The following is a 26,034-nucleotide window of genomic DNA, read 5'->3' as shown; positions in this document are numbered from 1 at the left end:
AGCACATCACGTAGGAGTACTCCGATGTCTGCACCCTCCACTCCCCGCCGCCCCTACACGCCGCTGCGGGACGCCTACGTGATCGATGCGGTGCGCACACCGGTCGGCAAGCGCGGCGGCGCCCTCGCCGCCGTGCACCCGGCCGACCTCGGCGCCGCCGCGCTGCGCGGGCTGCTGGATCGCAACTCGATCGACCCCGGCAATGTGGACGACGTGATCGTCGGCTGTGTCGACAACGTCGGCCCGCAGGCCGGCAACGTCGGCCGGACCGCCTGGCTGGCCGCCGGATACCCGGAAGAAGTACCCGGCGTCACCGTCGACCGGCAGTGCGGATCCAGCCAGCAGGCCATCAATTTCGGTGCGCAGGCCATCATGAGCGGCACCGCCGAGGTGATCGTCGCGGGTGGCCTGCAGAACATGAGCGCCATCCCGATCTCCGCCGCCATGTACGCGGGCAAGGAGTACGGCTTCGATTCGCCGTTCGTCGGCGCCGCCGGCTGGGACCACCGCTACGGCACCGCCGAGGTCACGCAGTTCCGTGCCGCCCAGTTGATCGCCGAGAAGTGGGGCATCAGCCGGGAAGACATGGAGCGCTGGGCGTTGCGCAGTCACGAGCGGGCCCGCGATGCGATCAAGAACGGTCGTTTCGATCGCGAGATCGTGCCGGTCGGCGACTTCTGGATCGATCAGGGGCCGCGCGAGACCACCCTGGAGAAGATGGCGTCGCTGCCGCCGCTGGCCGAGGGCAGCCCGTTGACCGCGGCCGTCGCGAGCCAGATCTCCGACGGCGCCAGCGCCACCCTGCTCGCCTCCGAATGGGCCGTCGAGGCTTACGGTTTGACCCCGCGCGCTCGCATCCACCACGTCAGTGCCCGCGGCGCCGACCCGATCTTCATGCTCACCGCGCCGATCCCGGCCACCAAGTGGGCGCTCGAAAAGACCGGCCTCACCATCGAGGACATCGATGTCATCGAGATCAATGAGGCCTTCGCCCCCGTCGTCCTGGCCTGGCTGAAGGAAACCGGCGCCGACCCCGAAAAGGTCAACGTCAACGGCGGCGCCATCGCCCTGGGCCACCCCCTCGGCGCCACCGGCGCAAAGCTTTTCGCCACCCTCCTCAACGAACTGGAACGCCGCAACGGCCGCTACGGCCTCCTCACCATCTGCGAAGGCGGCGGCACCGCCAACGTCACCATAATCGAGCGCCTCCCCAACTGACCCCACTCGTGCTCCCCGGCGGTGGTCGAAACACGCCACCGTCCGGGGGCGCTGCGGACCCCGAGGTTGCCGAGAATGGAATTGCCATTGCAGATCGAAGGATTGCCGGTGGCAGCGGTAATCCTTGGTGCCACGGCGACGATTCGATTCGGCGAGCCGGATGCCTTCGAATTGCAGATCGAGGGTGAGCTGACGTTTCGAACTTCGACCGGAAGCGTGCTGCAAGCCCCCTCCAACGACTATGTCGTAGTGGCCGCCGAGCTCGAATCTCTCATCGGCTCCGTGGTCACGCGAGCAGATGCTGGCGAAAGCGATGGCCTGATCCTCGAGTTCAGTTCTGGAGCTGCCATCCATGTTCCCATCGACGAAGACTATGAGGCATGGGGGATCGTGGGAAGGGATGGGTCACGCGTTATCTGCACGCCGGGTGGGGAATTTGCCATCTGGTCGGCGAACAAATAGCGGTGCGGGATGACCGTCGCGCCGCGATTATTTCCCGCATTCCGGAAGCGAGTGCGACCGGATGCGGAAATCGGGTGAGCGGTCAGCTTTTTTCGGCGGGTTCCAGGAGCACGGCGGTGCCGTAGGCGGCTACTTCGCTCATGGTGTTGGCGATCTCGTTGCAGTCGAAGCGCATGGCGAGGATGCCGTTGGCGCCGAAGGACATGGCGTGCTGGCACATTCGCATGATCGCCTCGTGGCGGGAGTGGTAGAGCAGCTGGGTGTATTCGGTGATCTCGCCGCCGCCGAGGGAACGGAAACCGGCGGCGAGGTTCGAGCCGAGGCCGCGGCTGCGCACGGTCAGGCCCGCGACCTCACCGAAAACCCGGACGACCCGGTGGCCGGGCACGTCGTTCATGGTGGAGACGAGGATCGGGAACTGCGGGCCCGGCTGCTGCTGCGGTTGCTGGTATCCCGGCGGCGGCTGCTGGAACCCGGGCTGCTGCTGCGGGTAGTGCGGTTGTTGCGGCGGCATGGGCTGGTTCATGAGCGGGATCGTACGGCCCGGGCGAACTCGACCACCACGGTAGTTTGCCCGCCCGGCCGCAACACGGACCGGCTGGACCGAGCAATACGCCCTGAGCACGCGAAATGCCCCGGCTCCCGGCGGGAACGGGGCATTCGCGGTAGGTGCTCAGAGGTTCTTCTGCAACGCCTCGATCCGGCCGACCGCGTCGGCGACGATCCGATCGATCAACTCCTTGCAGGTGGGCAGGTCCTCGATGATGCCGGTGACCTGACCGGCGGCGAGCACGCCCGCCCCGGTATTGCCCTCGACCAGCCCGGCGCGCAACAGCATCGGCGTATTGGCCGCCATGACGACCTGAGACCAGCTGAGGTCCTTGGTCTTTCGCATGGTCAGCCCGTCGCGTACCAGGGTGGACCATTTCATGCCGGTCATGCTCTTGAACTTCGCCGCGTTGGCGACCGCCGCGGCGAGTCCGCGGGTGCGACCCGAATGTTCCAGGCGCTGCACCAGTTCGGTGTTCAGCACCCGGTGCGGCATGCCGTCGACTTTGGTGGAGACGACGGTGTCCTGCAACTGCCGGGTGAGGTACTCCTGCTTGACCGCGTCCGGCACGGTGCTTTCCTGGGTGAGCAGGAATCGGGTGCCCATCGCGACGCCCGCCGCCCCGTAGGAGAGGGCGGCGGCCAGGCCGCGTCCGTCGAAGAACCCACCCGCCGCGACCACCGGAATATCGACCGCGTCCAGCACCGAGGGCAGCAGCAGTGTGGTCGCCACCGGTCCGGTGTGCCCACCGCCCTCGCCACCCTGCACGATCACCGCGTCCGCGCCCCAGGACGCCACCTTCACCGCGTGCTTGGCCGCACCGATCGACGGAATCACCACCACGCCCGCATCTTTCAGCTTCGCGATGAGCTCCTGCTTGGGTGCCAGGGCGAACGAGGCGACGGCGACCTTTTCCCGGATCAACAGGTCGATGCGTTCGGGTGCGTCCGAGGCGTCCGCGCGGATGTTCACACCGAACGGTTTCCCGGTGTGCGCCTTGGTTTTTGCGATCGACGCTTCGAGCTCCGCATAGGTCATCGTGGCGGAGGCGAGGATGCCCAGCCCGCCCGCCTCGGCGGTGGCCGCGACCAGGCTCGGCCCGGCCACCCAACCCATGCCGGTCTGCACGACGGGATGGTCGATGCCGACCAAATCGGTCAGCGCGGTGCGTAACCGCGGCGTGGGCGCGCTCATGCCGGGACCTCGGTTTCCCGGATCTTCTTGGGGTCGAGCACGTCCCGGATCAGTCGCAGTTCTTCGGCGGTCGGCAGCCGGGTCTCGCCCGCCTCGGCGAGTCCGTCGATCTCGAAGCCGGTGTTCTCGGCGACCTCGGCGGCGGTGACGCCGGGATGCAGGCTGCGCGCCCGCATCGTGTGGCCGGGACCGGTGAAGTCGAAGACGCCGAGATTGGTCACCACCCGGTGCAGGTGGTGGAACCGGTACGCCGGGTTCGCCGGATCGATCTTGTCGTAGCCGACGCCGGAGACGATGTCGACCTGGTCGGTGAAGACCCGGCTCGTGTGCCGCGAAACCCAATAGCTGGTCGCGTGATTGAGGGTGTTGCCCGGCGCGCCCCGGACCCCGAACATCTGCCGGGTGGGTTGCTGCAAGGCGCCGAACGCGGAGAGGTTCTGATTGCCGTACCGGTCGATCTGGTTGGCGCCCATCACCACGTGCCGCCGCCCGGAGGCCACCACGTCGAACACCTTCCGGAACGGAATCCACCCTTCGATCGGTGCTTTCCCGCCGATCGGCGGGGTGTCGGCGAAAAGCAGCGCCTCTCCGTCGGAGAGCAGCAGATCGGGTTCGGTGGTGAGCTTCGCCAGCCGCGCGCCGATGATCGACATGGGCGACATCGGGCTCGCCATGATTTCGCCCGCGCCGCTGAAGATCTCCGCGCAGGCCACCGCGCACACCTCGGCGCGGGTGCAGGTCTCGGCCGCACCCGCTACGGAATCGCCTCGCGCTGCGGTCATTTCTGGGCCTCCTGGGCGAACTCGCGGACGGCGGCCTGGTACTCGTCTTCGGAGACCGCCAGGTACTTGTCGACGAACTGCTGCCACGTCTCGGGCGTCTTCGCCGACTGCACGTAGTGCTTCTGGAACTTTTCGTCCCGGCCGTAGCTGTCGCCCGCGAGGGTGAAGTGGGCACCGCCGGGCGCCTCGACCACTCCGTCCACCATCATCCGGTTGAGCAGCAGTGATTGCAGCGGCACGGTTTTCACCAGTTCGTCGGTGTCGACGAGGCGCTCCACCGAGACGTACCGGCGCTCGGCGGCCAGGCAGTACAGGTCGTCGAAGTACGGGTCGACGCCGGTGTAGGCGGCGTTGCCGTGCTTGTCACCGAGGTTCAAATGCACCAGCGCCGCATCGAGATTGAGCGCGGGCATCGCGATCAGGGTTTCGGTGTGACCGTCGACGTCGGGATAGGGCGAAGCGACCGTGCGCAATTCGCCGTCCCAGAAGTTCGGCACGTCCGAGCCGAGCCCGGCCCGGATCGGCAGGAACGGCAGCCGGGCGGCGGCGGCCTCCAGCCCGCATTTGAGCATGCCTTCGTCCATTTCGCGGGCCACCAACGCGCCGCTGGTGCGCGCGTGCGCGAACCACGGATCGTAGAACGGCGGCGAATCCAGGGAGACGAACCCGTAGTACGCCTTACGTACCTTCCCGGCCGAGCACAGCAGGCCGAGATCCGGCCCGCCGTAGCTGACCACGGTCAGGTCGGTGAGGTCCGAGCGCAGGATGGCGCGCACCAGCGCCATCGGCTTACGCCGCGAACCCCAGCCGCCGATGCCGAGCGTCATTCCGCTGCGCAGTTCGCCGACGACCTCGTCGAGCGACATTCGCTTGTCTCGCATGAGTGCTGAACTCCCTATTTCTCGGCCTTGCGCGCGGCCAGGTCGTCGTCGAACCGGGCGCGGATCTCGTCGGCGACACCGGCGAGGTTGAGTTCGAAGGTGAATCCCTGTTCGTAGCGGTAGCTACGGTGCACGTCCTGCCCGTCGATACCGTTGAGCGCGCGTTTGGCCGCACGGACCACCCGGCCGTCCTTGGCGGCGATGTTCTTGGCGACTTCCATTGCCGCGGCGTCGAGTTCGGCGCGCGGCACCACCTGGTACACCGAGCCGAAGTGCTGCAGCTGCTGGGCGGTGATGGTGCTCGCCGTATAGAACAGGGCGCGCATCAGATGCTGCGGCACCAGCCGGGACAGATGGGTGGCCGCGCCGAGCGCGCCGCGGTCCACCTCGGGCAGCCCGAAAGTGGCGTCGTCGGAAGCGATCACGACGTCGGCATTGCCGACCAGGCCGATGCCGCCGCCGAGGCAGAAGCCCTGGACCACCGCGATCACGGGCACCGGGCAGTCGTAGACCGCCGCGAACGCTTCGAAACAACCATGATTCGCGTCGATCAGCGCCTGATGGCCGGGCTTGCTCTGGATCTCCTTGATATCGACACCGGCGTTGAAACCGCGATTCTCCGCGCGCAGCACCACAACCCGGGTCTCCGGATCGCGCCCGGCCTCGCGCAGCGCGTCGGCGATGGCGAACCAGCCGTCCGTCGGTATCGCGTTGACCGGCGGGTAGTCGACCGTGACCACGGTGATGCCGGTTGATTCGGAGTGACGGTTGATCCCCATCGCCTATCCCATCGTGAGTAGCTCGGCTCGTGATTAATCCAACACAGTGGCAAAGCAAGCAGTTGCTTGGTAGGTTAGCACGGTGGCACTCGAAATCGATCTGGCCGATCGCGTCGTCCTGGTGACCGGCGGTGTCCGCGGCGTGGGCGCCGGGGTGAGCCGGACGTTCCTCGCGGCGGGCGCGACCGTGATCGCCTGTGCCCGGCGTCGCGCCGAGGCGCCGATCGAGGTCGACGGTCGCGGCATCGAGTTCCTGCCCTGCGATGTCCGGGACGCGGACGCGGTGCAGGGGCTGGTCGACGCCGTCGTCGAGCGGCACGGCCGCCTCGACCACCTGGTCAACAACGCCGGTGGCGCGCCCTTCGCCCTCGCCGCCACGGCGAGCAAGAACTTCCACGCCAAGATCGTCGAGCTGAATCTGCTTGCGCCGCTGCTGGTCTCCCAGGCCGCCAACGCGGTGATGCAGCAGCAGCCGGGCGGCGGTTCCATCGTGAACATCTCCAGCGTGAGCGGGCACCGCCCGTCGCCGGGCACCGCGGCCTACGGCGCGGCCAAGGCGGGCATGGACAGCCTGACCGCCTCGCTCGCCGTGGAATGGGCGCCCAAGGTGCGGGTCAACTCGCTCGTCGTCGGACCGGTGGTCACCGAGCTGAGCCAACTGCACTACGGCGACCAGGACGGCATCGACGCGGTGGGGGAGACGATCCCGCTGGGCCGGATGGCCCACCCGGACGATATCGGCCGCTGCGCGGTCTTCCTGGCCTCGGAATTGGCCGGCTACGTCAGCGGGGCGAGCCTGCTCGTGCACGGCGGCGGCGAACGCCCGGCCTTCCTCGCCGCGTCCACCGCGGACGTAGGCCGGCAGCAGTCCTGAACACATCGGACCCACACGAAGAGGACACAGGTATGGACACCGAGCAGATCTGCGCAGGACGCACCGTCATCGTGACCGGTGCGGGCCGCGGTATCGGCCGGGCGCACGCGCTCGCCTTCGCCGCCGCCGGGGCGCGGGTGGTGGTCAACGATCTCGGCTCGGCGCTCGACGGCGCGGCGACGGGGGAGACCCCCGCCGAGCAGGTCGTCGCGGAGATCGAGGCGCTCGGCGGCGCGGCCGTGGCCAACGGCGACGACGTCGCGGATTGGCAAGGCGCGCAACGTCTTGTCCGCCAGGCGGTGGACACCTTCGGCGGATTGGACGTGCTGGTCAACAATGCCGGGTTCGTGCGCGACCGGATGCTGGTCAATCTCGGCGAAAACGAATGGGACGCGGTCATCCGCGTGCACCTCAAGGGCCACTTCGTCACCATGCGGCACGCGATCGAGTACTGGCGCGGCGAGTCGAAGGCCGGTCGGCCGGTCGATGGCCGCATAATCAACACCAGCTCCGGTGCGGGTCTGCAGGGCAGCGTCGGTCAGGGCAACTACGGCGCGGCCAAGGCGGGTATCGCCGGTCTCACACTCACGGCCGCCGCGGAGTTCGCGCGCTACGGCGTCACTGTGAATTCCATCGCACCGGCGGCGCGCACCCGGATGACCGAAACGGTGTTTGCCGAGACCATGGCGCGGCCGGACGCCGGCTTCGACGCGATGGCGCCGGAGAACATTTCTCCGCTGGTCGTCTGGCTCGGCAGCGCGCAGTCCAAGGGCGTCACAGGCCGCATGTTCGAGGTCGAGGGCGGTAAAGTGGCCTTGGCAGACGGGTGGCGGCACGGCGTCGCGGTGGACCGGGGCGCACGGTGGGATCCGGCCGAGCTCGGCCCGGTGGTGGCCGACCTGATTGCCAAGGGGATGCCGCCCGAACCGGTGTACGGGGCCTGACCTGGCACCACCCTTCTTTCTGCGCAGGTAACGATAGGGGTTTACTATGGCCCCCGTCCGTTAAAAAATCCCGTGTGAGCGTCGTGACCGGGGAAGTTCTGCGCTTTGCAAATGAGGGGAAGGCTCGACGCATGGCCGTTGGTCGCACGTTACGTGTGCTTGCAGTAGCGGGGACCGTGGCCGGTTTCGCGCTACTCGGCCCGGTAGCGGCCGAGGCACAGCCCGTCGGCGGCTGCCCCCAGTGCGCTCTGGACCCCGCTCCGCCGCCGTATGACACCGGTGGTCCCTGGTACCCCCTTTCGGTCCCCGGACAGCCCAGTGACGTCAGTGCGGTGCCTACCAACCCCGCGATCGGCACCGGTTCGGCGACCGGTTCGGCGGCGGCCGGCGGTTCGGCTGCGGCCGGATCCGCTGCGGCCGGTGGTTCTGCTGCCGGCGGGTCCGCGGCTGCGGCCGGGTCCGCGGGGCTGGGCATCGTGCTCGGTTCCGGTTCGGCCGGGCTCGGCCTGACCCTGGGCACCGGCTCGGCCGGGCTCGGTGTCGTGCTGGGATCCGGTTCGGCCGCGCTCGCCGCGACCGGGTCCGCCGGATTGGGCGCCGCCGCAACGGGTTCGGCCGCGGTCGGGTCCGCGGGTGTCGGCGTCGGCACGACCGGTTCGGCCGCGGTGGGTTCGGCCGGCGTCGGTTCGGCCGCGGTGGGTTCCGCCGGTGTCGGCTCTGCGGGCGTCGGGTCCGCGGGTGTGGGTTCCGCTGCAACCGGTTCTGCCGCAGTCGGTTCCGCGGCGGTCGGTTCGGCCGCGGTCGGCTCCGCCGCTCCGCTGCTCCTGCTGCTGATCCCGATTCCGCCACCGCCCGCCCCGGTGCTGCCTCCGATCGCGGTGCCGCCGGTGCCCTCGCCGGTGCTGCCGGCCATCCCGCTGCCCGTGCTCGCTCCGGTGCCCGCAGCGGCCCCGGCCGCCGTGCCGCCACCCGCACCGCCCGCCCCCGCGGCACCGCCGCAGGCCTCGCCCGCCAAGCCCAACCCCGACGTGCGCCCGACGAGCGCCAACGACGGTCTCCCGAAACCGAAGCTGCTCTCGGTGATCGGTGGCCTGATCGCACTCGGGCTCGCCGGCGCGGGTTCCGGCGCGGTCAGCTTCCAGGGCGCCTCGGCCGCACAGGCCCGAGTAGACGCCGCCCGTGCCATGTTCTTCCCGAGGCCGTGAGGGGTGTGGCATGAGTGAGCGGAGCGAACGAATTGTGTCACAGCGTGCGTCGCGCATGCCGGAACCGAGCGGCAGCGAGGTGCAGGCATGAGTGACTCGAAGACTCAGAGCAGTTCGCGGTCTTACCGGCGGGTGGCCGCGGCCGTCGATGCTGTGTGCGCGGTGGCGGCGGACTCCGACGCCACCACGCTGGACGAGGTCGTGCTCGCCATCGCGAGCGAGCGGCGGCGCGAAATCGAAATCGCCAGTGCGCATTTGGGGCCCGGCGTGTGCGGTCAGCGCCGGTTCTATCCCGATCGGGACGTGATCGTGCTGGCCGAATCGCTGCCGAGCCGCGAGCACACGCTCGCGCACGAACTCGGCCACATCGTGTTCGATCACGAGGGCGCGCCCGCGCCTGAGGTGACGCTCGAGGCCAGCGACGACCTGATCGCCTACATGCTGAGTCAGCGGGCGCACCAGCAGATCGTCGACGACGGCGCGGACGAGCTCGCCGAGTGGGAGGCGGAGACCTTCGCCGCCATGCTGATGACCCGGCTCCGGGTGTTCAACAGCCGAGGCGCAGGCGTCTCGGTCCTTCGATTCGATGAGGCGCTGGGATGACCCTCTGGTTGACGGCACTGCTGGTCTGGATGGCGGCAGGCGCCCGGGTGGGGCGCGTGCTGGTGAAGCCGGCCACAACGGCCCGGGTGGCCATCGTGATCGCGGTCGCCGCCGTTGCGCTGGCCGCAACCGTGGCGGTGCCGGAGATCGCGGTGGCGATCGACAACCTGCTGCCGGGTGGCGTGCACGCCGGCTGGCTTTCCGACGGTGTCGTGGTGTCCGCGTGGATCGCCTTCGTGACGGCCACCTCGGTGGTGGCCTCGGCGGCCTGGCCGGTGGTATCGCGCCGAAACCTGCGCCAGGTCGCGCTGGTGATCTACAGCCTCGGTCTGTTCGCGGTGGCCGCGACCATCGCGTGGTCGTTCACCTTCGGCTGGGAGGTGGTCGCGTTCGGCGCGGTGTTCATCGTCATCACCGGTCTGCGCAACCTCGACTGGACCACGCTCGGCCGCGGTATCGCGATCTACACCACGGGCACCGCTGTCGTCGCAGTGCTTGCGGTGCTTCAGGTTCGGCGCGCGTTCAATGATGCGCCGCGGGTCGCGCCGGGGAATCCGACCTGGGCGTGGCCGGCCTGGGAGGCGGCGAGTCTGCTGATCGCGTTCGGTGCGGTCTGGATCGTGGTGGAGCTCTGGGTGCGAGCCCGGGTGCTGCTGCGCCAGATCCGGTTGTTGCACAAGATCATGGTCGGCCGCTTCCCCGAGGTCGTCGCGCACGACCAGACCGGTACCTCGACTCAGCTACGAGCGTCCGATCAAGTGGCCCAGATCATGGACGCGTTGTATCTCCAGTCCGGCGGTGGCGTGGTGCTCGCTGCGGTGGCCCCGCCGCCACGGTCGATCGCGGAGCGGGCGGGCACGGTGGCGGAGTGGGCGAGAAACCCGTTGGGCGATGTGGCAATCGATGCGCGGTGGATTGCTCCGCCGGAGGGCATTAGTCCGCGCGGCTGGGTCCAGGCCATCGCGCGGGCATATGACGCGACAAGCCTGGAGCACGCCCGAAATTGAGCTAAGCGGTCTCTTCCGCCCGTATTTGGTGCACCCGTAGACACCCCGGGATCCGCGTTGCGGACTCCGGGTCGAGTTCTGCCCGGTGAACGCTGACTTATCGAAGCATGCACAAAATCAGGGGACCGGGATAACCGGTGCGGCAGTCTGTTCCGAGATAGTCGAATGCGGGTCCGCACGCACGCGTGATCGGATACCGCAAGCACCCTTGACAGGGCAAGCCCCTATTACCCGGGGCACGCCATCATGCATTGTCCAGGGTGTGAACGCATAACACAGCACAGTGCGACCCGTGGGGCCGCACTGTGCTTCGTGCAAGTGAACCTATTCGGTTCCATCCGGAGGAATTCCGGGCAAGCCTTCACTTGCCCGCAACTTCTCCGCCATGGAGGTGAGGAGGTTCTGTGATTCTTCGGACAGGTCGAACGCTCTACTCGACAGCCGTCGCAGTCCGTAGCCCTGCAGCTGGGACAGCAACTCCAGATCGTGATCGATCTTGGCGGCATAGATGTCGTTGAAGAAGTAGTCCGGCTTGACCTTGAAGAACTTCGCCAGGGCGGCCACCGTCTCATCGGACGGGTTCGTCCGTTGTCCCGACCGCAACTGCGACAGGTACGGTTTCGAGATCGGATGTCCGGAGGCCGTCAGCGCAGCCGCAACCTCCGCGTTGGTGTGCGGCTTACGCCCCGGGGGATGCAGGGTTTCGAACAGCTTGTTCAGCCGCGCCGCGAAATCAGCCATTGTGAGCCGCCCAATTCCCTTCGCTGTACTAACAGTCGTTATCTCGGATACGTATCATTGATATTAGCGGCTCAGTAACTGAAAACCTACGCCTGATTCCGGATTTCCTTGAAGCTTCTAGGTGCCGGTTGGGCGAAGGTACTGGGACCGTTGCGTTTGCGGGTCACCCCAACGGCTCTCGAGAAGCCGAGGTACGGACCGGTTCTGGCCCGTCCTGGAGGTCTTCCCCGCGCCACCCATGATAGCGGAAAGATAGCTGACGTCTCATCTAGTTGACGAAGCTCACTCATGTGTGGCGTACGACACGTTTTCGAGCCTGGGGGATGAACGTTCAACAAACCCGTTTCGCGGAGTTGAACACCCTATAGACGCTCGATGATCGTGCCTGTCGCCAATGCGCCACCGGCACACATCAGCACCATCGCGGTGCTGTTGCCGGTGCGCTCCAGCTCGTGCAAAGCCGTTGTGATCAGCCGGGATCCGGTCGAACCGACCGGATGTCCCAGGGCGATCGCGCCGCCGTTGACGTTGACCCGATCCAGGTCCGGCCGGTGCACCGAGGCCCAGGAGAGCGCGACCGAGGCGAAGGCCTCGTTGATCTCGAACAGGTCGATGTCGCCGATGCTCATCCCGGAACGTTCCAGCAGGCGCGAGCAGGCCTGCACCGGTCCGTCGAGGTGGAACTCGGGCTCGGAGCCGACGAGGGCCTGGGTGACGATCCGCGCCCGCGGCCGCAGGCCCGCTCGCTGCGCCGCCTGCTCGTCCATCAGCAGGACCGCGGCGGCGCCGTCGGAGATCTGCGAGGAGCTGCCCGCGGTGTGGACGCCGCCCTCGAGCACCGGCTTCAACTTGGCCAGTCCCTCGACCGTCGTCTCCCGCAGCCCCTGGTCGCGCGACACGTCCAGCTTCTCGCCGGTCGCGTTGCCTTCCTTGTCCACCGCCGGTGCGGTGATCGTGAGCACCTCGCGGTCGAAGCGGCCTTCGGCCCAGGCCTGGCCGGCCAGGCGCTGTGAGCGAGCACCGAACTTGTCGACGTCGGCGCGAGTGATGCCGCGTCGCTTGGCAATCCGCTCCGCCGCTTCGAACTGGTTGGGCAGGTCGATGCTCCAGGAGGCCGGCCTGCGTGCGCCCGCGTGCTCGCCGACGTTGGCGCCCAGTGGAACTCGGCTCATCGCCTCGACTCCGCAGGCGATGCCGACATCGATCGCCCCGGTGGCGATGAGCCCGGCGACGAGGTGGTTGGCCTGTTGGGCCGAACCACACTGGGCGTCGATGGTGGTCGCGCCGACCTGCCACGGCAGCCCGGCGTGCAGCCACGCGACGCGGGTCACGTTGTTGGACTGTTCGCCCGCTTGGGTGACGCAGCCGCCGATCACCTGCTCGACCTGTGTCGGGTCCAGATGGGCGCGTTCCAGCAGCCCGCGCTGCGCGAGGCCGAGTAGTTCCGCGGCGTGTAGGCCGGACAGCCAGCCGCCGCGCTTGCCGATGGGGGTGCGCGCGGCCTCGACGATGACGGGTGTGCCCATGTCCAACCTTTCGTATGGGACAGAAACTGTAACGAGTTCAGGGATGTTTCTGGCGGTTCTGTCCGGTTTCTTTCCTGATACTGCCGCCTATGCTTCAATGATTATAGAACGTGTTTCAGTTTGTCGAAGGAGACATCTGGTGGTAGACCCTCGGAATGTCCGGCCGAATCTGCCGGACGGATTCGACGTCACAGACCCCGGCATCTATGCCGAACGAGTCCCGGTCGAGGAGTTCGCCGAACTGCGCCGAACCGCCCCGGTCTGGTGGAATCCGCAACCGGCCGAGGTCAGTGGCTTCCACGACGAGGGCTTCTGGGTGGTGAGCAAGCACGCCGATGTCAAAGAGGTGTCCCGGCGCAGCGAGGTGTTCTCCACCTACGAGAACACCGCGATCCCGCGCTTCAATGACGACATCACCCGCGAGCAGATCGAACTGCAGCGCTTCGTGCTGATCAACAAGGACGCGCCGGAGCACACGAAGCTGCGCAAGATCATCTCCCGCGGCTTCACCCCGCGCGCGATAAACGGTCTGCGCGCAGAACTTTCGGCGCGGGCCGAATCGATCGTCAAGGCCGCGGCCGAATCCGGGAGTGGCGACTTCGTCACCCAGATCGCGTGTGAGCTGCCGTTGCAGGCGATCGCCGAGTTGATCGGCGTGCCGCAGGAAGACCGAATGAAGGTCTTCACCTGGTCCAACGACATGACCGGATACGACGACCCGGACAACGACGCGGACCCGGTCATGGCCTCGGCCGAGATCCTCGGCTACGCATACCAAATGGCCGCCGCGCGCAAGGAATGCCCGGCCAACGACCTCGTCACCACGCTGATCGAGGCCGATGTCGACGGCGACAAGCTGAGCGAGGAAGAGTTCGGCTTCTTCGTCATCATGCTGGCCGTGGCCGGCAACGAGACCACCCGCAACGCCATCACGCACGGCATGAACGCCTTCATGGAGCACCCCGATCAGTGGGAGCTGTTCAAGAAGGAGCGCCCGGCCACCGCCGCCGACGAGATCATCCGGTGGGCCACGCCGGTCACCTCCTTCCAGCGGACCGCGCTGGAAGACACCGAACTCGGCGGCGTACAGATCAAGAAGGGCGAGCGGGTCGTCATGCTGTACCGCTCGGCCAACTTCGACGAGGACGTCTTCGACGAGCCGGAGAAGTTCGACATCCTGCGAAAGGACAACCAGCACTTGTCCTTCGGCGGCACCGGCGCGCACTTCTGTATCGGCGCGAACCTGGCCCGGCTCGAGGTGGACCTGATCTTCAACGCCATCGCCGATCATCTGCCGGACATCACCAAGCTCGGCGACCCGAAGCGGCTGCGTTCCGGTTGGCTCAACGGGATCAAGGAATTCCCGGTGGATTACAAGACCTGCCCGGTCGCGCACTGAGCACACCGAAACCAAAGGCCCTCGGCCCGGTAGTCCCCACTCCGGTCCGAGGGCCTTTCGCCGGTCGGTCTGTCAGTCGATCTTCTTCGCGGTCGCCATGGCGCGGTCGACCTCCCAAAACGCGCGCAGCGCGGCGATTTTGCCGGTCTCGTCCACCCGGTAGGTGAACACCCCGTCGGCGTCGATCCGATGACCGCCGAGCGTGCTGCGGATGGTGCCGGTGAACGCGATCTCGTTGCCGCACGCGAACGAGTCACCGAACAGGAACTCGATCGAGGTGGTCTGCGCGATCGCCTTGTCCCAGAACGCCGCGATCGCTTCCTTTCCGCGGTGTCCCTTGCCCTCCGGGTCGAAACCGGAAGGGCCGATGGGATCTTCGACGATGCCGTCCTCGGCGAACAGGGCGACCCAGGCCGCCTTGTCCCGGGCGCGCACCGCGGCCTGCGACGCGAGCCCGGCGGTGCGGGCGGGATGGTCGGTGGTAGTGGTCATGCGGGTACCTCCGCGACGATCGGGTCCTCGATATGTGCCGCGGCGAATCGGCGCAGCGAGTCCTGTTTGGCGGCGAGCTCGCCGTCGAAGCCGATGCCGTCCATCAGCCACGGCACCACGATCGCATCGGTGACGCCGACATCGGCCAGGTCCTGATAGCCCGACCGGCCGTACCGGTCAACGCATACCGCCTGGATCTCGAACGGTTCGGCGCCCCGGCCGAATTCGGCGCGCAGGGCGTCGAGCTTGCCGATGGTCCGGCGCAGCTCGTCGTAGGTCATCATCGCCGAGGCCCATCCGTCGCCGACCCGGGCCGCCCGGCGCAGCGCCGCCTCCGTGTGCCCGCCGATATAGAACGGCACCGGCTCGGTGGGCGCCGGGCTGACCTGCAACGGATCGAAATCGAAGAATTCGCCGTGGTATTCGACCATGCCGCCGCCCAGCACCAGCTTGATGACCTCGATCATCTCGTCGACCCGGGCCCCGCGGCGCGCGTACGGCACGCCGCACCACTCGAATTCCTCCGGCGCCCAGCCGATGCCGACACCGAAGCCGAACCGGTTGCCGGACATGGCTGCCACTGACCCCACCTGGCGTGCGAGCAGCAGCGGATTGCGGGAGCCGAGCTTGAGCACGTTGGTGTAGAACCGGATCCGGCTGGTCGCCATGGCCATCGCGGTCGCCCCGATCAGCGGGTCGACCCAAGGTGTCTCCGGTCCCCAGAACCTGCTCCCGTCGGCGGTGTAGGGGTACTTCGCCGCCGCGGACTTCATGTAGAACAGCGAGTCCGGCAGCGCGATCGACGAGAAGCCGCATTCCTCAGCGGTCTTCGCGAGTTCCGGCAGCTGCTCCAGCGGACTGAGCGCGATGCCGAGGGTGAACTGTAGTGGGCTCATCGCCGCTCCGAGCCGACGACCCAGAGCGAGAAGTACTGGGAGCCACCGCCGTAGGCGTGGCCGACGGCCTTGCGGGCGCCTTCCACCTGGTACGCACCGGCGCGGCCCATGACCTGCTTGGCTGCCTCGGCGAACCGGATGAGCCCGGATGCGCCGATCGGGTTCGAGGAGAGCACGCCGCCGGACGGGTTGACCGGCAGAATGCCGCCGATCTCGGTTTCTCCCTTGTCGGTGAGCTTCCAGCCGTCGCCCTGCGGCACGAAGCCGAGGTTCTCCAGCCACATCGGCTCGAACCAGGAGAACGGCACGTAGATCTCCGCGACGTCGATCTCGTTGAGCGGGTCGGTGATTCCGGCGGCCTGCCAGAGCGCGGCCGCCGCGTCCTGACCGGCCTGCGGGTTCACCTGGTCGCGTCCGGCGAAGGTGGTCGGCTCGGTGCGCATCGCGGTGCCGTGCACCCAGGCCACCTTCTTGCCGGTCGCCTCCACCGCGGTCGCCGCTTCCTCGTCGCCGAGCACGATGGCGCAGGCGCCGTCCGAGGACGGGCAGGTCTCGTCGAAACGAATGGGGTCCCAGAGCATTTGCGATGCCAGCACGGATTCGAGCGTGATATCGGGCTGCTTGAGGTGGGCGAGTGGGTTTTTCGCGCCGTTGCGGCGATCCTTGACCGCGACCATCGCGCCGATATGGCTCGGCGCGTTCGAGCGGCGGATGTAGGAGCGCACGTGGGGGGCGAAGTAGCCGCCCGCGCCCGCGCCGACCGGCATGGTGAACGGCACCGGAATCGACAGTGCCCACATGGCATTGGACTCCGACTGCTTCTCCCAGGCGATCGCGAGCACGCGCTTGTGCACGCCGGCCTGCACCAGGTTGGCGGCGACCACGCCGGTGGAGCCGCCGACCGAGCCCGCGGTATGCACGCGCAACAGCGGTTTTCCGGTGGCGCCCAATGCATCCGCGAGATACAGCTCGGGCATCATGACGCCCTCGAACAGATCTGGTGCTTTGCCGACCACCACGGCATCGATATCGGCGATGGTCAAGCCCGCGTCGACCAGCGCGCGGTCGATGGCCTCGCGGCACATGCCCGCCATCGATACATCGGTTCTTTTCGTCACGTGATGGGTTTGGCCGGTGCCGAGCACCGCAGCGGGATTGGTCATCGGCTCGCCTCCGAATCCAGGACTGTCACAAGGTTCTGCTGCAGCGCGGGGCCGCTGGTGGCATGGGCGAGGGCACGATTCGCGGTGCCGCCCATGATCGCCTCGGCCGCGAAGCCGATGCGTTCGAGCCCGGCGGCGAACATCGGATTCGCGGCGAGCGCGCCACCCGACGGATTCACCTTGGTCCCGTTCTTCAGGCCGATCGCCTCGGTGAGGATCAGCTGCTGATGGCTGAACGGCGCGTGCAGCTCCGCGATATCGAAGCTGCTCGTGTCGCCGCCGGTAACCGCCTGTGCCGCAGCCGCGGTCGAGGGGGAGACGGTGAGGTCGCGGGCGCCGAGATTCGGTGTATCCACCCGATGCGCCATACCGGTGATCCAGGCGGGCCGCTCGCACAGTTCGCGCGCGCGGTCACCGACCGCAAGCACGATGGCCGCCGCGCCGTCGGTGACCGGCGCGATGTCGTGGGCACGCAGCGGATCGGCGACATACGGTGTGCCGAGCAGGCTTTCGACGTCGCCGTCATTTCCCGCGGCGACCGCGGCCATGTCCTGTTCGGTCCAGCGGCCCGCGTCCAGGCCCGCGCGGGCCTGCAATCCGGCGATCGACCAGGCATCCGGCCAGAGCGGTGTCACCAGGTACGGGTCGAGCTGCATGGTGAGCACCTGGCGCAGCGTGCCGGCCGAGGACTTGCCGAAGCCGTACACCAGCGCGGTCTCCGCCTGTCCCGAGCGCAGTTTCACCCAGGCCTCGTACAGCGCCCAGGCGGCGTCCATCTCCACGTGGGACTCGTTGATCGGCGGCACCGCGCCGATCGCGTCGATCGCCGAGATGAACGAAAACGCGCGCCCGGCAAGATAATCCGAGGAGCCGGAACACCAGAAGCCGATATCGGACTTGGTGATGCCGAGCCGGCTGTAGAGCTGCTGGAAGCAGGGCACCAGCATCTCGACGCCATTGGTGGTGCCGAAGGTCTCCGGCACGTGCGGCGCGTGGGCGAAGCCCACGACCGCGATGTCCGTTCCGTGGTCAGTCAACGTGGGCCTCTCAGAGGTGGTGCTTGTAGGTCTCGTAGTCGGCATCCGGCTCGCCGGTGGGGCGGAAGTGGTCCACGTTCTCCAGCCCGAAGCCCCACTGCTCGCGCGGCTTCCACACCGCCTCCACCCGCATGCCCATCCGCACTTCGCTTGCCTCGCAACCGAGTACGAGGTGCAGCACCGGGATGTCGGCGCCGTCGAGCAGCACGTACGCCGCGACATAGGGCGGCTTGATCCGCTGGCCGAGGAACGGCACGTTCACGATGCAGAACGTGGTGACGGTGCCGCGGTCGGGCAGTTCCACGGTCTGGTCGGTCGGCCTGCCGTCGGTCGGATTGGCGCCGCGCGGCGGGAAGTACACCTTGCCCGCGGCGTCGGTGCGCCCGCCGAGCAGCTTGCCTTCGGCGAGTCCGCGCAGGTAGACGGTCTCCTGCGGCGACGCGGTGTGCTTATAGCTGAGATCGACGGGCGTGGTGATGACCGAGATCGGCTCGCCGCCTGTCTCGGTCGCCGCGGTGGTCGCTTCCGGTTGTTCGCCCGGGACGAAGCAGGCGATGTCATGGATGCTGCCGCTGGTCTCGGCGGCCCATCGGACGGCAACCCGCATGCCGGTCCGGATGTCCTCCGGCGCCGCGACATCGACGGCGTGCAGCAGTGTGGTGTCCGCGTCGTCCAGCTGGATCAGCGCCCAGGCGAACGGGCGGTCGAACGGCTGGCCGGGCAGCGGTTCGCGCACCCAGGTCCACGAAGCGACGGTGCCGACCGCGGCCACGTCGACGAAGTCGGTGAGCGGCTCCGCGCTGACCGGGTCGTACTCGGGCGGCGGCACCAGCACCCGGCCGTCCGTGCCGCGCACACCGACGATCTTGCGGTCGCGCAGGGCGGTCAAGAACTTGCCGATCGTCGGTCCGACGGACCGGGTGTAGTCGAATTGCACCCGTAGAGGCGCACTGAGTACATCAGGTGCGGTGGTGTTCAAATCCGACCCTCTCTCATCCGCGATTACGCCGGATGCGGTATTCCCCTGAGTCACAATGTCGAGTAGAACAGGTTCTTATTCTGCTGGCAAGATGCGGTGTCGGTGACGGGCTGTGCAAACGGCTCGGAGGTCGGTCGGAAGGGTCGAACATGAAGTTCGGATTGCAACTCGGGTACTGGATGGCGCAGCCGCCGCAGCACGCGGGGGAGTTGGTGCTGGCGGCGGAGGCGGCGGGTTTCGATGCCGTGTTCGCCGCGGAATCGTGGGGCTCGGATGCGTTCGGCCCGCTGACCTGGTGGGGTTCGGCCACGCAGCGGGTCCGGCTCGGCACGTCCGTCGTGCAGATGTCGGCGCGCACCCCGGCCGCGACCGCGATGCACGCGCTGACCCTGGATCACCTCAGCGGCGGCCGGGCCGTGCTCGGGCTCGGCGTATCCGGGCCGCAGGTCGTCGAGGGCTGGTACGGCCAGCCGTTCGCCAAACCGCTGCAGCGGACCCGCGAATACGTCGGGATCATCCGGCGCATTCTGGAGCGGGCGGCGCCGGTGACCAACGACGGGCCGAACTACCCGCTGCCCTACACCGGCCCGGGGGCGACCGGGCTTGGTAAGCCGCTCAAGCCGATCGTGCACCCGCTACGTGCGGATCTGCCGATCTGGCTCGGTGCCGAAGGGCCGAAGAACGTCGCGCTCACCGCCGAGATCGCCGACGGCTGGCTCGCGATCTACTACGCGCCGCGGCTGGCGAACATGTACAACGACTGGCTCGACGAGGGCTTCGCCCGGGCCGGAGCGCGTCGGTCGCGGGCGGACTTCGAGATCGCCGCGAGTTGTCAGGTGGTGATCACCGACGACGCCGCGAGCGAACTCGAGCGGATGCGCTGGGTCATGTCGCTCTACATCGGCGGGATGGGCGCGCCGGAACAGAATTTCCACGCGCAGGTCTACCGCCGGATGGGCTACGAACGCGAGGTCGACGAGATCGGCCGGCTGTTCCAGGCGGGCAAAAAGGCCGAGGCGGCCGCCGTCGTGCCGGACGAAATGATTCTCGATACCGCGATCATCGGCGACGAGGCGCATGTGCGTGCACAACTGAAGGTGTGGGAGGCGGCCGGGGTCACCATGATGCTGGTGTCCGCGGCGGATGCCGAGCAATTACGTCGGCTCGCCCCCCTTGTCGATATGTAGAACACGTTCTAGATTCATAAAGATGACGGCGCAGGAGTCAACGAAAATTCTCGGTCTGTGGAACATCGCCGAAGCCGAACCGGATCGCATCGCCTTGGTCGATCCGGCGGGCCGGGAGGTGACGTATCGCGAATTGGCCACGCTCGCCGACCGATACGCCACCGGCCTGCGCGGGCTCGGCCTGGAAACCGGTGACGTGCTGGTCAGCATGGTGCACAACTGCACGGAGGCGGTCGCCGCGTACTTCGCGGCGTATCAGGCCGGGCTGTACATCGTCGCGGTGAACTGGCACCTGACCGGCCCCGAGGTCGCCTACATCCTCCAGGACAGCGAGGCGAAGGCGTTCTTGGCCAGCGACCGCTTCGCCGCCACCGCGACCGCCGCGGCCGATGAGGCGAAACTGCCTGCCACGGCACGCTTTTCGGTGGGCGAGATCGACGGCTTCCGCTCGGTGGCCTGGCTCGGCGCCGCCGACACCGGACGGCCGTCCGACCGCAGCACCGGCGCACCGATGCTCTACACCTCCGGCACCACCGGTCGGCCCAAGGGCGTTCGCCGGCCGCTTACCGGCGCCGATCCGGATGTCGTGCCGCCCCATACGACGGCCTTCTTCGGTTTGTTCGAACTCGCGCCGTACGACGAGCACGTGCACATCTGTGGCTCGCCGCTCTATCACACGGCCGTGCTGAACTTCGCGACCATCTCGATCCAGTTGGGGCACAAGCTCGTTCTGATGGATCGGTGGGAAGCCGAGGAAATGCTGCGGCTCATCGACCGGTACCGGGTGACGCACAGTCACATGGTGCCCACCCAGTTCCATCGGCTGCTCGCCCTGCCCGAGGCGGTGCGCGCCAAGTACGACGTCTCCTCGCTGCGCAGCATGGTGCACGGCGCGGCCCCCTGCCCGCAGGAAACCAAGCGGCAGATGCTCGACTGGTGGGGTCCGACGGTCACCGAGTACTACGCGGCCACCGAGGGCGGCGGCACGGTGATCAACGGCACCGACTGGCTGCGCAAGCCCGGCTCGGTCGGCAAGGCCTGGCCCTGGTCGGTGATCAAAGTGCTCAGCGAGGAGGACGGCACCGAGGTGCCCACCGGTGAACCCGGCCTGGTCTACATGCGCATGGGCGCTTCGAGTTTCGAATACCACCACGACAAGGCCAAGACCGAGGACTCGCGCGTCGGTGACCTGTTCACCGTCGGCGACATCGGCCACCTCGACGAGGACGGCTACCTCTACCTGCACGACCGTCGTTCCGACCTGATCCTGTCCGGCGGCGTGAACATCTATCCCGCCGAGATCGAGAACGTGCTCGTCACCCACCCCAAGGTCGCCGACGTCGCCGTCTTCGGCATCCCGCACCCCGACTGGGGCGCCGAGGTCAAAGCCGTGGTCCAGCCCGCCCCCGGCATCGAAGGCGACGACACCCTCACCGCCGAACTCTTGTCCTTCGCCGCAACCCAACTCGCCAAATACAAGATGCCCAAATCAATCGACTACCTCCCCGAACTCCCCCGCGACCCCAACGGCAAGCTCTACAAGCGCAAACTTCGCGAGCGCTACGTACCTGCCACCTAGGGGAACACCCCGCCCGTCGCCCGCCCCGGCGCGCCGTCTCGCTGCGCAGTGCGTGAGAAGCCGCGCGGCGCAGCGTAGTACGCGACCTCGGCGGGGCCTGGGGGGCAAATGGAACGCCCCGCGCACGTCTTCGCGACTCTTCCGGTGTGTCGCCCGGCAAGTCGTCGTGCGGTGCGCGAGAACCCGCGCGAGTCGGGCAGTACTGCGCACAGGCACACTGTCCGACCGCAACTGGCTGGGCGCAATGCTGGTGTGTCCAAACCTCCCCGGGAGGCGGGGCCGGGACCTACACCGCTTCGCGGAGTTCCGGGGCGAGCCCGAAGAGGGGGAACAGTTTGTCGGTGTCGAGGAAGAAGTTGAGGCCGGAGATGGTGTCGCCGTCGAGTTCCAGGACCGTGATCGACCAGGGGACCCAGACACCGGGCTCGCCGCTCGGCTTGTAGTGGCCGAAGGCGGGGTGACCGTTGGCGCCCTCGAGGCGGATCATCCGGGAGTCGCGGCAACCGCTGCCGTGGCCGAGCATGAACGCGACCACGTTCTCCGGGCCGGAGATCCACAGCTCGATCGGCGGCATGGACAGCGCCACATCAGTTTTCAGCAGCGAAGTCAGGGTGTCCATGTCGTAGGCCTCGAAGGCCTTGACGAAGTTGTCGACGAGCTTGCGCTGGTCGTCGTCGGACTCGTCGTAGTTGTCCGAGGTGGTCGGCTGCACCTTGGACATGGTCGCCCTGGCCCGCTGCAGCGCGCTGTTGACCGAGGCGGGCGACATGGTGAGGGCCTCGGCGGTCTCGTTGGCGGAGAACCGCAGCACCTCGCGCATGATCAGGATGGCGCGCTGGGTGGCGGGCAGGTGCTGGCAGGCGGCGACGAAGGCCAGCCGCAGGGTGTCCTTGGCCGAGGCGTGGTCGGCCGGGTCGGCACCGAAGGCCAAAGCGTTCGGGATCGGCTCGATCCAGACGTAGTCCGGCTGGGGCGCGGGTAGTGGCGAGTCCGGCCGCGACGGACCGGACAGGTCCATCGGCCTGGCCCGCCGCTGCGGGCCGTCGAGCATGTCCAGGCAGACATTGGTGGTGATTCGATACAGCCAGGAGCGCAGGCTCGCGCGACCCTCGAACGAGTCGTAGGACTTCCACGCGCGGGTGAAGGTCTCCTGGACCGCGTCTTCGGCCTCGAAGGAGGAGCCGAGCATGCGGTAGGCGTAAGCGCACAATTCCCGGCGGTGCTTCTCGAAGGATTCGAGGACGTCGGGAGCGAGGCCGGCGGTGTGGCCGGACAAGTCGTTCATGGGTGTCACCCTGCCACAGCCCACCGACACAGCCCAGACCCAAAAGTCCGCCACCTGCGTTTTCAAGATCGCTGAACCGGGTCGTGTGCCCGGTCACATCGCCCGCTCAGCGATGAGTTCCGGGCCTGCGCGTCGTCTGCATAGATGCGCAGGAAACAGGCGGACTACGAAAAGGGACCGACACATGAGCAGCCGGATGATTTTTCTCAACTTCCCCGTCGCCGATCTGGATCGGTCGAAGAAGTTCTACGAGGCGCTCGGCTGGAAGGTCAATCAGGAGTTCACCGACGACAACGCGGCCTGCATCGTGATCGACGACAACATCTGCATCATGTTGCTGACCAGACAGTTCTTCACCACGTTCTGTCGTCGCCCGGTGGCCGAAACCACCGAAAGAATCGGCGCCTCTTACAGTTTGGCGCTGACCAGCATCGCCGAAGTGGACTCCTACATCGGCGCGGCGCTGGCCGCGGGCGGCACCGAGGAGGTCAACGCGGAGAAGCGAGCGCAAGAGGAACAAGTCGGCATGTACAGCCGCACGTTCATCGATCCCGACGGTCACCAGTGGGAGCCGTTCTGGATGGCCTACCCGGCCGGCTGAATTCGCCGCGGCAGCGCCCCCGGTCGCCGAAAGGTGCCGGGGGCGTGGCCTTTTCAGCTACCGGTGAAGGTCGGCTTGCGTTTTTCCGCGAAGGCCTTCGGGCCCTCCTTGGCATCGGTGGACTTGAACACCGCCATGCCGAGCTTCGCGTCGATCTGGAACGCCTCTTCCTCGTGCATGCCCTCGGTTTCCCGGATGGTGCGCAGGATGGCCTGCACCGCGAGTGGACCGTTCGCGGCGATCTGGGCCGCGAGCTCGAGTGCCTTGTCCAACGCGCCGCCGTCCGGGACCACGTGCCCGATCAGTCCGATGTCCTTCGCCTCGGCCGCGGTGATGTGCCTGCCGGTCAGCAGGATGTCGGCGGCGACGGTGTAGGGGATCTGGCGGACCAGTCGCACGGCGGACCCGCCGAGCGGGAACAGTCCCCAGCGGGCTTCGGACACGCCGAATTTCGCGCTTTCACCGGCCACCCGGATGTCGGTGCCCTGCAGGATCTCGGTGCCGCCCGCGATGGCGGGGCCCTCGACCGCCGCGATCAACGGCTTGGTGAGCCTGCGGCCCTTGAGCAGCGCCTCGATTTTCGACAGGTCCCAGCCGCCGCCCGCGAAGGAATCGCCGGGATGCTGCGCGGTCATCGCCTTCAGGTCCGCGCCCGCGCAGAACGCGCCGCCCGCACCGGTCAGGATCGCGACCCGGATGTCCGGATCGTTGTCCACCTGGTCCCAGGCGTCCCGCATGATCGCCATCATTTCGGCCGAGAGCGCGTTGCGCGCCTCGGGGCGATTCATCGTGACGATCAGGACATGATCGCGTTCCTCGACGAGACAGTGTGGCATCGGCGAATCTCCTGACTTTCGAACCTTGCCAGGAACAGTAACACGTTCTATTTTAGGGCTGTGAGCTACAACATAGCGGACCTTGTCGAACACGCCATCGACCTGATGCCCGACCGCGTCGCGCTCGCGGACGACAGCCGTGAGGTCACCTACGCCCAGCTGGAGGAGCGCGCCAACAAATTGGCTCACTACCTGCTCGAACATGGTGTTCAGCCGGGCGACAAGGTGGGCATCTACTCGCGCAACACGATCGAGGCCGTCGAGGCCATGGTCGCGGTGTTCAAGGCGCGCGCGGTGATGGTCAACGTGAACTTCCGATACGTCGAGAACGAGTTGCAATATATCTTCGACAATTCGGACATGGTCGCGCTGATTCACGAGCGCCGCTACAGCGATCGGGTGGCGGGGGTGCTCCCGAAGACGCCGCTGCTGAAGACGGTGATCGTTGTCGACGACGATACGGCCGGTGCCACCGCGACCGCAGCGGATTCGGTCGAATACGAGGCCGCGCTGACCGCCGCGTCGGGGGAGCGTGACTTCGGTGAACGCTCCGGTGACGACATCTTCATGCTCTACACCGGCGGCACCACGGGGCTGCCGAAGGGCGTGATGTGGCGGCACGAGGACTGGTGGCGGGTGCTCGGCGGCGGTATCAACTTCCTCACCGGTGAGTACGTCCAGGACGAGTGGCATCAGTCCAAGCAGGGCGCGGGCAACCCGCAGATGGTGCGGTTCCCGATTCCGCCGATGATCCACGGTGGCTCGCAGACGGCGACCTTCCACAGTCTCTTCGACGGCGGCAAGGCCGTGATGATCCCCGAGTTCACCGGGCACGGGGTGTGGCAGCACATCGACCGGCACAAGATCAACCTCATCTTCATCACCGGTGACGCGATGGCCCGGCCGATGGTGGACGCGTTGCTCGAGGGGAATCCGGAAACCGGTGCGCCCTACGATCTTTCGAGCCTGTACGTGATCGCCAGCAGCGCCGCGCTGTTCTCGCCGACGCTGAAGGACAAGTTCCTCGAACTGCTGCCCAACCGGATGATCACCGATTCCATCGGGTCCTCGGAGACCGGTTTCGGCGGGCTGTCGGTAATCGCCAAGGGCGCCAACCATACCGGTGGTCCGCGGGTGAAGATCGACGCCGCCACCGAGGTGCTCGACGAGGACGGCAATCCGGTGGTGCCCGGCTCCGGGCAGGTCGGGCTCATCGCGCGCAAGGGCCACATCCCGGTCGGCTACTACAAGGACGAGGCCAAGACCGCGGCAACGTTCAAGGAGTTCAACGGGATTCGCTATTCGATCCCGGGCGACTACGCCCGGGTCGAGGAAGACGGCACGGTCACCATGCTCGGCCGGGGCTCGGTCAGCATCAACAGTGGCGGCGAGAAGATCTACCCCGAAGAGGTCGAGGGTGCGCTGAAATGCCATCCCGAGGTCTTCGACGCCCTCGTCGTCGGCGTCGAGGACGAACGCTGGGGCCAGCGCGTCGCCGCCGTCGTCCAGTGCCGTGGCGACAAGCGTCCCACCCTCGAGGAGCTGCGCCCCGTCCTCACCCAGGAGATCGCCCCCTACAAACTCCCCCGCAGCCTCTGGTTCGTCGACCAGATCAAGCGCAACCCCGCCGGCAAGCCCGACTACCGCTGGGCCAAAGCCCAAACCGACGAACGCCCCGCCGACGAACACGCAGAAGCAAGCACCAAGTAGACCGCGCACGCAGACCGAGGGTCGCCACGAATACCGTGGCGGCCCTCAGTTTTGCGTCATGCGGCGACCTCAGGGCCGGGCAAACACGAACGGCCCGCCGGGAT

General features: G+C 67.5%; 26 protein-coding genes. 12 read left to right on the top strand and 14 right to left on the bottom strand.

Annotation, left to right across the window (positions count from 1 at the left end):
• The first annotated feature begins 24 nt into the window (after positions 1-24).
• Entirely contained in the window at positions 25-1,218 is a 1,194-nt protein-coding gene (locus TY25_RS13565) for an acetyl-CoA C-acetyltransferase (RefSeq protein WP_370466199.1), read from the top strand.
• 75 nt (positions 1,219-1,293) lie between these two features.
• Positions 1,294-1,680 (top strand): DUF6188 family protein, encoded by a 387-nt coding sequence (locus tag TY25_RS40500; RefSeq protein ID WP_146154101.1) that lies wholly within the window; start codon positions 1,294-1,296, stop codon positions 1,678-1,680.
• Between the two features lie 82 nt (positions 1,681-1,762).
• On the opposite strand, the gene TY25_RS13555 is transcribed toward TY25_RS40500, so the two are convergent.
• From TY25_RS13555 to TY25_RS13535, 5 genes are all read right to left on the bottom strand, one after another.
• The gene (locus TY25_RS13555; protein WP_201773665.1) at positions 1,763-2,092 is read right to left on the bottom strand and encodes a YbjQ family protein; all 330 of its coding nucleotides are present in this window, start codon (positions 2,090-2,092) and stop codon (positions 1,763-1,765) included.
• Between the two features lie 261 nt (positions 2,093-2,353).
• Entirely contained in the window at positions 2,354-3,424 is a 1,071-nt protein-coding gene (locus TY25_RS13550; RefSeq protein ID WP_042256304.1) for an NAD(P)H-dependent flavin oxidoreductase, read from the bottom strand.
• Positions 3,421-4,206, bottom strand: coding sequence for a CoA-transferase subunit beta (locus tag TY25_RS13545; RefSeq protein ID WP_042256303.1), 786 nt, complete (start codon positions 4,204-4,206; stop codon positions 3,421-3,423). Before TY25_RS13545 ends, TY25_RS13550 begins: the two co-directional genes overlap by 4 nt.
• Entirely contained in the window at positions 4,203-5,087 is an 885-nt protein-coding gene (locus TY25_RS13540) for a CoA transferase subunit A (RefSeq protein ID WP_081868857.1), read from the bottom strand. The genes TY25_RS13545 and TY25_RS13540 overlap by 4 nt, the downstream gene beginning before the upstream one ends.
• Positions 5,088-5,101: 14 nt before the next feature.
• Positions 5,102-5,866, bottom strand: a complete 765-nt coding sequence (locus tag TY25_RS13535) for an enoyl-CoA hydratase family protein (RefSeq protein WP_042256300.1) — start codon at positions 5,864-5,866, stop codon at positions 5,102-5,104.
• Positions 5,867-5,948: 82 nt separating this feature from the next.
• Here TY25_RS13535 and TY25_RS13530 point away from each other — a divergent pair, with 82 nt between their 5' ends.
• The 5 genes from TY25_RS13530 to TY25_RS13510 all read left to right on the top strand — a co-directional run bounded on the left by TY25_RS13530 (position 5,949) and on the right by TY25_RS13510 (position 10,499).
• Positions 5,949-6,740, top strand: coding sequence for an SDR family oxidoreductase (locus TY25_RS13530; RefSeq protein WP_042256299.1), 792 nt, complete (start codon positions 5,949-5,951; stop codon positions 6,738-6,740).
• Between the two features lie 32 nt (positions 6,741-6,772).
• A complete protein-coding gene (locus TY25_RS13525) occupies positions 6,773-7,684 on the top strand; it encodes an SDR family oxidoreductase (RefSeq protein ID WP_042256298.1) in 912 nt (303 codons plus the stop codon).
• A gap of 332 nt (positions 7,685-8,016) precedes the next feature.
• The gene (locus TY25_RS40495; RefSeq protein ID WP_052382956.1) at positions 8,017-8,889 is read left to right on the top strand and encodes a hypothetical protein; all 873 of its coding nucleotides are present in this window, start codon (positions 8,017-8,019) and stop codon (positions 8,887-8,889) included.
• Positions 8,890-8,976: 87 nt separating this feature from the next.
• The gene (locus tag TY25_RS13515; protein WP_042256296.1) at positions 8,977-9,492 is read left to right on the top strand and encodes an ImmA/IrrE family metallo-endopeptidase; all 516 of its coding nucleotides are present in this window, start codon (positions 8,977-8,979) and stop codon (positions 9,490-9,492) included.
• Positions 9,489-10,499: a hypothetical protein gene (locus tag TY25_RS13510; protein WP_042256295.1), complete on the top strand. Its 1,011-nt coding sequence runs from the start codon at positions 9,489-9,491 to the stop codon at positions 10,497-10,499. Before TY25_RS13515 ends, TY25_RS13510 begins: the two co-directional genes overlap by 4 nt.
• Positions 10,500-10,823: 324 nt before the next feature.
• Here TY25_RS13510 and TY25_RS13505 read toward each other — a convergent pair whose 3' ends face one another.
• Together TY25_RS13505 and TY25_RS13500 are read right to left on the bottom strand one after the other, a co-directional pair.
• A complete protein-coding gene (locus tag TY25_RS13505; protein WP_042256293.1) occupies positions 10,824-11,240 on the bottom strand; it encodes a helix-turn-helix domain-containing protein in 417 nt (138 codons plus the stop codon).
• 362 nt (positions 11,241-11,602) lie between these two features.
• A complete protein-coding gene (locus TY25_RS13500) occupies positions 11,603-12,766 on the bottom strand; it encodes a steroid 3-ketoacyl-CoA thiolase (RefSeq protein WP_042256292.1) in 1,164 nt (387 codons plus the stop codon).
• Positions 12,767-12,863: 97 nt separating this feature from the next.
• Between TY25_RS13500 and TY25_RS13495 the strand changes: the two genes are divergently transcribed.
• Positions 12,864-14,165: a cytochrome P450 gene (locus TY25_RS13495; RefSeq protein WP_228835959.1), complete on the top strand. Its 1,302-nt coding sequence runs from the start codon at positions 12,864-12,866 to the stop codon at positions 14,163-14,165.
• Positions 14,166-14,237: 72 nt separating this feature from the next.
• On the opposite strand, the gene TY25_RS13490 is transcribed toward TY25_RS13495, so the two are convergent.
• Genes TY25_RS13490 through TY25_RS13470 form a run of 5 tightly spaced genes read right to left on the bottom strand, consistent with a single transcriptional unit; the run spans position 14,238 to position 18,732 of the window.
• Positions 14,238-14,657, bottom strand: a complete 420-nt coding sequence (locus TY25_RS13490) for a nuclear transport factor 2 family protein (RefSeq protein WP_029901845.1) — start codon at positions 14,655-14,657, stop codon at positions 14,238-14,240.
• Positions 14,654-15,553: a TIGR03619 family F420-dependent LLM class oxidoreductase gene (locus tag TY25_RS13485; protein WP_042256291.1), complete on the bottom strand. Its 900-nt coding sequence runs from the start codon at positions 15,551-15,553 to the stop codon at positions 14,654-14,656. The genes TY25_RS13490 and TY25_RS13485 overlap by 4 nt, the downstream gene beginning before the upstream one ends.
• Positions 15,550-16,716, bottom strand: coding sequence for a thiolase family protein (locus TY25_RS13480; protein ID WP_042256289.1), 1,167 nt, complete (start codon positions 16,714-16,716; stop codon positions 15,550-15,552). The genes TY25_RS13485 and TY25_RS13480 overlap by 4 nt, the downstream gene beginning before the upstream one ends.
• Positions 16,713-17,798, bottom strand: a complete 1,086-nt coding sequence (locus TY25_RS13475) for a thiolase family protein (protein WP_042256288.1) — start codon at positions 17,796-17,798, stop codon at positions 16,713-16,715. Before TY25_RS13475 ends, TY25_RS13480 begins: the two co-directional genes overlap by 4 nt.
• The gene (locus TY25_RS13470) at positions 17,764-18,732 is read right to left on the bottom strand and encodes a Zn-ribbon domain-containing OB-fold protein (RefSeq protein ID WP_042256286.1); all 969 of its coding nucleotides are present in this window, start codon (positions 18,730-18,732) and stop codon (positions 17,764-17,766) included. The genes TY25_RS13475 and TY25_RS13470 overlap by 35 nt, the downstream gene beginning before the upstream one ends.
• 149 nt (positions 18,733-18,881) lie before the next feature.
• Between TY25_RS13470 and TY25_RS13465 the strand changes: the two genes are divergently transcribed.
• Positions 18,882-19,919 (top strand): LLM class F420-dependent oxidoreductase, encoded by a 1,038-nt coding sequence (locus tag TY25_RS13465; RefSeq protein WP_042256285.1) that lies wholly within the window; start codon positions 18,882-18,884, stop codon positions 19,917-19,919.
• A 22-nt stretch (positions 19,920-19,941) separates the two neighbouring features.
• Positions 19,942-21,498, top strand: coding sequence for an acyl-CoA synthetase (locus TY25_RS13460; protein WP_042256283.1), 1,557 nt, complete (start codon positions 19,942-19,944; stop codon positions 21,496-21,498).
• A gap of 286 nt (positions 21,499-21,784) precedes the next feature.
• On the opposite strand, the gene TY25_RS13455 is transcribed toward TY25_RS13460, so the two are convergent.
• Positions 21,785-22,783 carry a sigma-70 family RNA polymerase sigma factor gene (locus tag TY25_RS13455; RefSeq protein WP_014981406.1) on the bottom strand — a complete coding sequence of 333 codons (999 nt, stop codon included), beginning with the start codon at positions 22,781-22,783 and terminating at the stop codon, positions 21,785-21,787.
• A 184-nt stretch (positions 22,784-22,967) separates the two neighbouring features.
• Here TY25_RS13455 and TY25_RS13450 point away from each other — a divergent pair, with 184 nt between their 5' ends.
• A complete protein-coding gene (locus tag TY25_RS13450; protein ID WP_042256281.1) occupies positions 22,968-23,384 on the top strand; it encodes a VOC family protein in 417 nt (138 codons plus the stop codon).
• A gap of 53 nt (positions 23,385-23,437) precedes the next feature.
• Here the strand turns inward: TY25_RS13450 and TY25_RS13445 are convergent, their stop codons facing one another.
• A complete protein-coding gene (locus TY25_RS13445) occupies positions 23,438-24,220 on the bottom strand; it encodes a crotonase/enoyl-CoA hydratase family protein (RefSeq protein WP_042256279.1) in 783 nt (260 codons plus the stop codon).
• Between the two features lie 60 nt (positions 24,221-24,280).
• Here TY25_RS13445 and TY25_RS13440 point away from each other — a divergent pair, with 60 nt between their 5' ends.
• Positions 24,281-25,930 carry an acyl-CoA synthetase gene (locus TY25_RS13440; RefSeq protein WP_042256277.1) on the top strand — a complete coding sequence of 550 codons (1,650 nt, stop codon included), beginning with the start codon at positions 24,281-24,283 and terminating at the stop codon, positions 25,928-25,930.
• Positions 25,931-26,034: the final 104 nt, after the last annotated feature.

Source organism: Nocardia brasiliensis NBRC 14402 (assembly GCF_000308475.2).
GTDB lineage: Bacteria > Actinomycetota > Actinomycetes > Mycobacteriales > Mycobacteriaceae > Nocardia > Nocardia brasiliensis.
This window is presented reverse-complemented; position numbering and strand designations above follow the sequence as displayed.

Excerpts from the sequence above, each read along its gene's own strand:
- TY25_RS13565 (WP_370466199.1), top strand. The coding sequence starts at position 25 with ATGTCTGCACCCTCCACTCCCCGCCGCCCCTACACGCCGCTGCGGGAC.
- TY25_RS40500 (WP_146154101.1), top strand. The coding sequence starts at position 1,294 with ATGGAATTGCCATTGCAGATCGAAGGATTGCCGGTGGCAGCGGTAATC.
- TY25_RS13550 (WP_042256304.1), bottom strand. The coding sequence starts at position 3,424 with ATGAGCGCGCCCACGCCGCGGTTACGCACCGCGCTGACCGATTTGGTC.
- TY25_RS13545 (WP_042256303.1), bottom strand. The coding sequence starts at position 4,206 with ATGACCGCAGCGCGAGGCGATTCCGTAGCGGGTGCGGCCGAGACCTGC.
- TY25_RS13540 (WP_081868857.1), bottom strand. The coding sequence starts at position 5,087 with ATGCGAGACAAGCGAATGTCGCTCGACGAGGTCGTCGGCGAACTGCGC.
- TY25_RS13535 (WP_042256300.1), bottom strand. The coding sequence starts at position 5,866 with ATGGGGATCAACCGTCACTCCGAATCAACCGGCATCACCGTGGTCACG.
- TY25_RS13525 (WP_042256298.1), top strand. The coding sequence starts at position 6,773 with ATGGACACCGAGCAGATCTGCGCAGGACGCACCGTCATCGTGACCGGT.
- TY25_RS13515 (WP_042256296.1), top strand. The coding sequence starts at position 8,977 with ATGAGTGACTCGAAGACTCAGAGCAGTTCGCGGTCTTACCGGCGGGTG.
- TY25_RS13510 (WP_042256295.1), top strand. The coding sequence starts at position 9,489 with ATGACCCTCTGGTTGACGGCACTGCTGGTCTGGATGGCGGCAGGCGCC.
- TY25_RS13505 (WP_042256293.1), bottom strand. The coding sequence starts at position 11,240 with ATGGCTGATTTCGCGGCGCGGCTGAACAAGCTGTTCGAAACCCTGCAT.
- TY25_RS13500 (WP_042256292.1), bottom strand. The coding sequence starts at position 12,766 with ATGGGCACACCCGTCATCGTCGAGGCCGCGCGCACCCCCATCGGCAAG.
- TY25_RS13495 (WP_228835959.1), top strand. The coding sequence starts at position 12,864 with ATGATTATAGAACGTGTTTCAGTTTGTCGAAGGAGACATCTGGTGGTA.
- TY25_RS13490 (WP_029901845.1), bottom strand. The coding sequence starts at position 14,657 with ATGACCACTACCACCGACCATCCCGCCCGCACCGCCGGGCTCGCGTCG.
- TY25_RS13485 (WP_042256291.1), bottom strand. The coding sequence starts at position 15,553 with ATGAGCCCACTACAGTTCACCCTCGGCATCGCGCTCAGTCCGCTGGAG.
- TY25_RS13480 (WP_042256289.1), bottom strand. The coding sequence starts at position 16,716 with ATGACCAATCCCGCTGCGGTGCTCGGCACCGGCCAAACCCATCACGTG.
- TY25_RS13475 (WP_042256288.1), bottom strand. The coding sequence starts at position 17,798 with ATGCCGACTACGAGACCTACAAGCACCACCTCTGAGAGGCCCACGTTG.
- TY25_RS13465 (WP_042256285.1), top strand. The coding sequence starts at position 18,882 with ATGAAGTTCGGATTGCAACTCGGGTACTGGATGGCGCAGCCGCCGCAG.
- TY25_RS13460 (WP_042256283.1), top strand. The coding sequence starts at position 19,942 with ATGACGGCGCAGGAGTCAACGAAAATTCTCGGTCTGTGGAACATCGCC.
- TY25_RS13455 (WP_014981406.1), bottom strand. The coding sequence starts at position 22,783 with ATGAACGACTTGTCCGGCCACACCGCCGGCCTCGCTCCCGACGTCCTC.
- TY25_RS13450 (WP_042256281.1), top strand. The coding sequence starts at position 22,968 with ATGAGCAGCCGGATGATTTTTCTCAACTTCCCCGTCGCCGATCTGGAT.
- TY25_RS13445 (WP_042256279.1), bottom strand. The coding sequence starts at position 24,220 with ATGCCACACTGTCTCGTCGAGGAACGCGATCATGTCCTGATCGTCACG.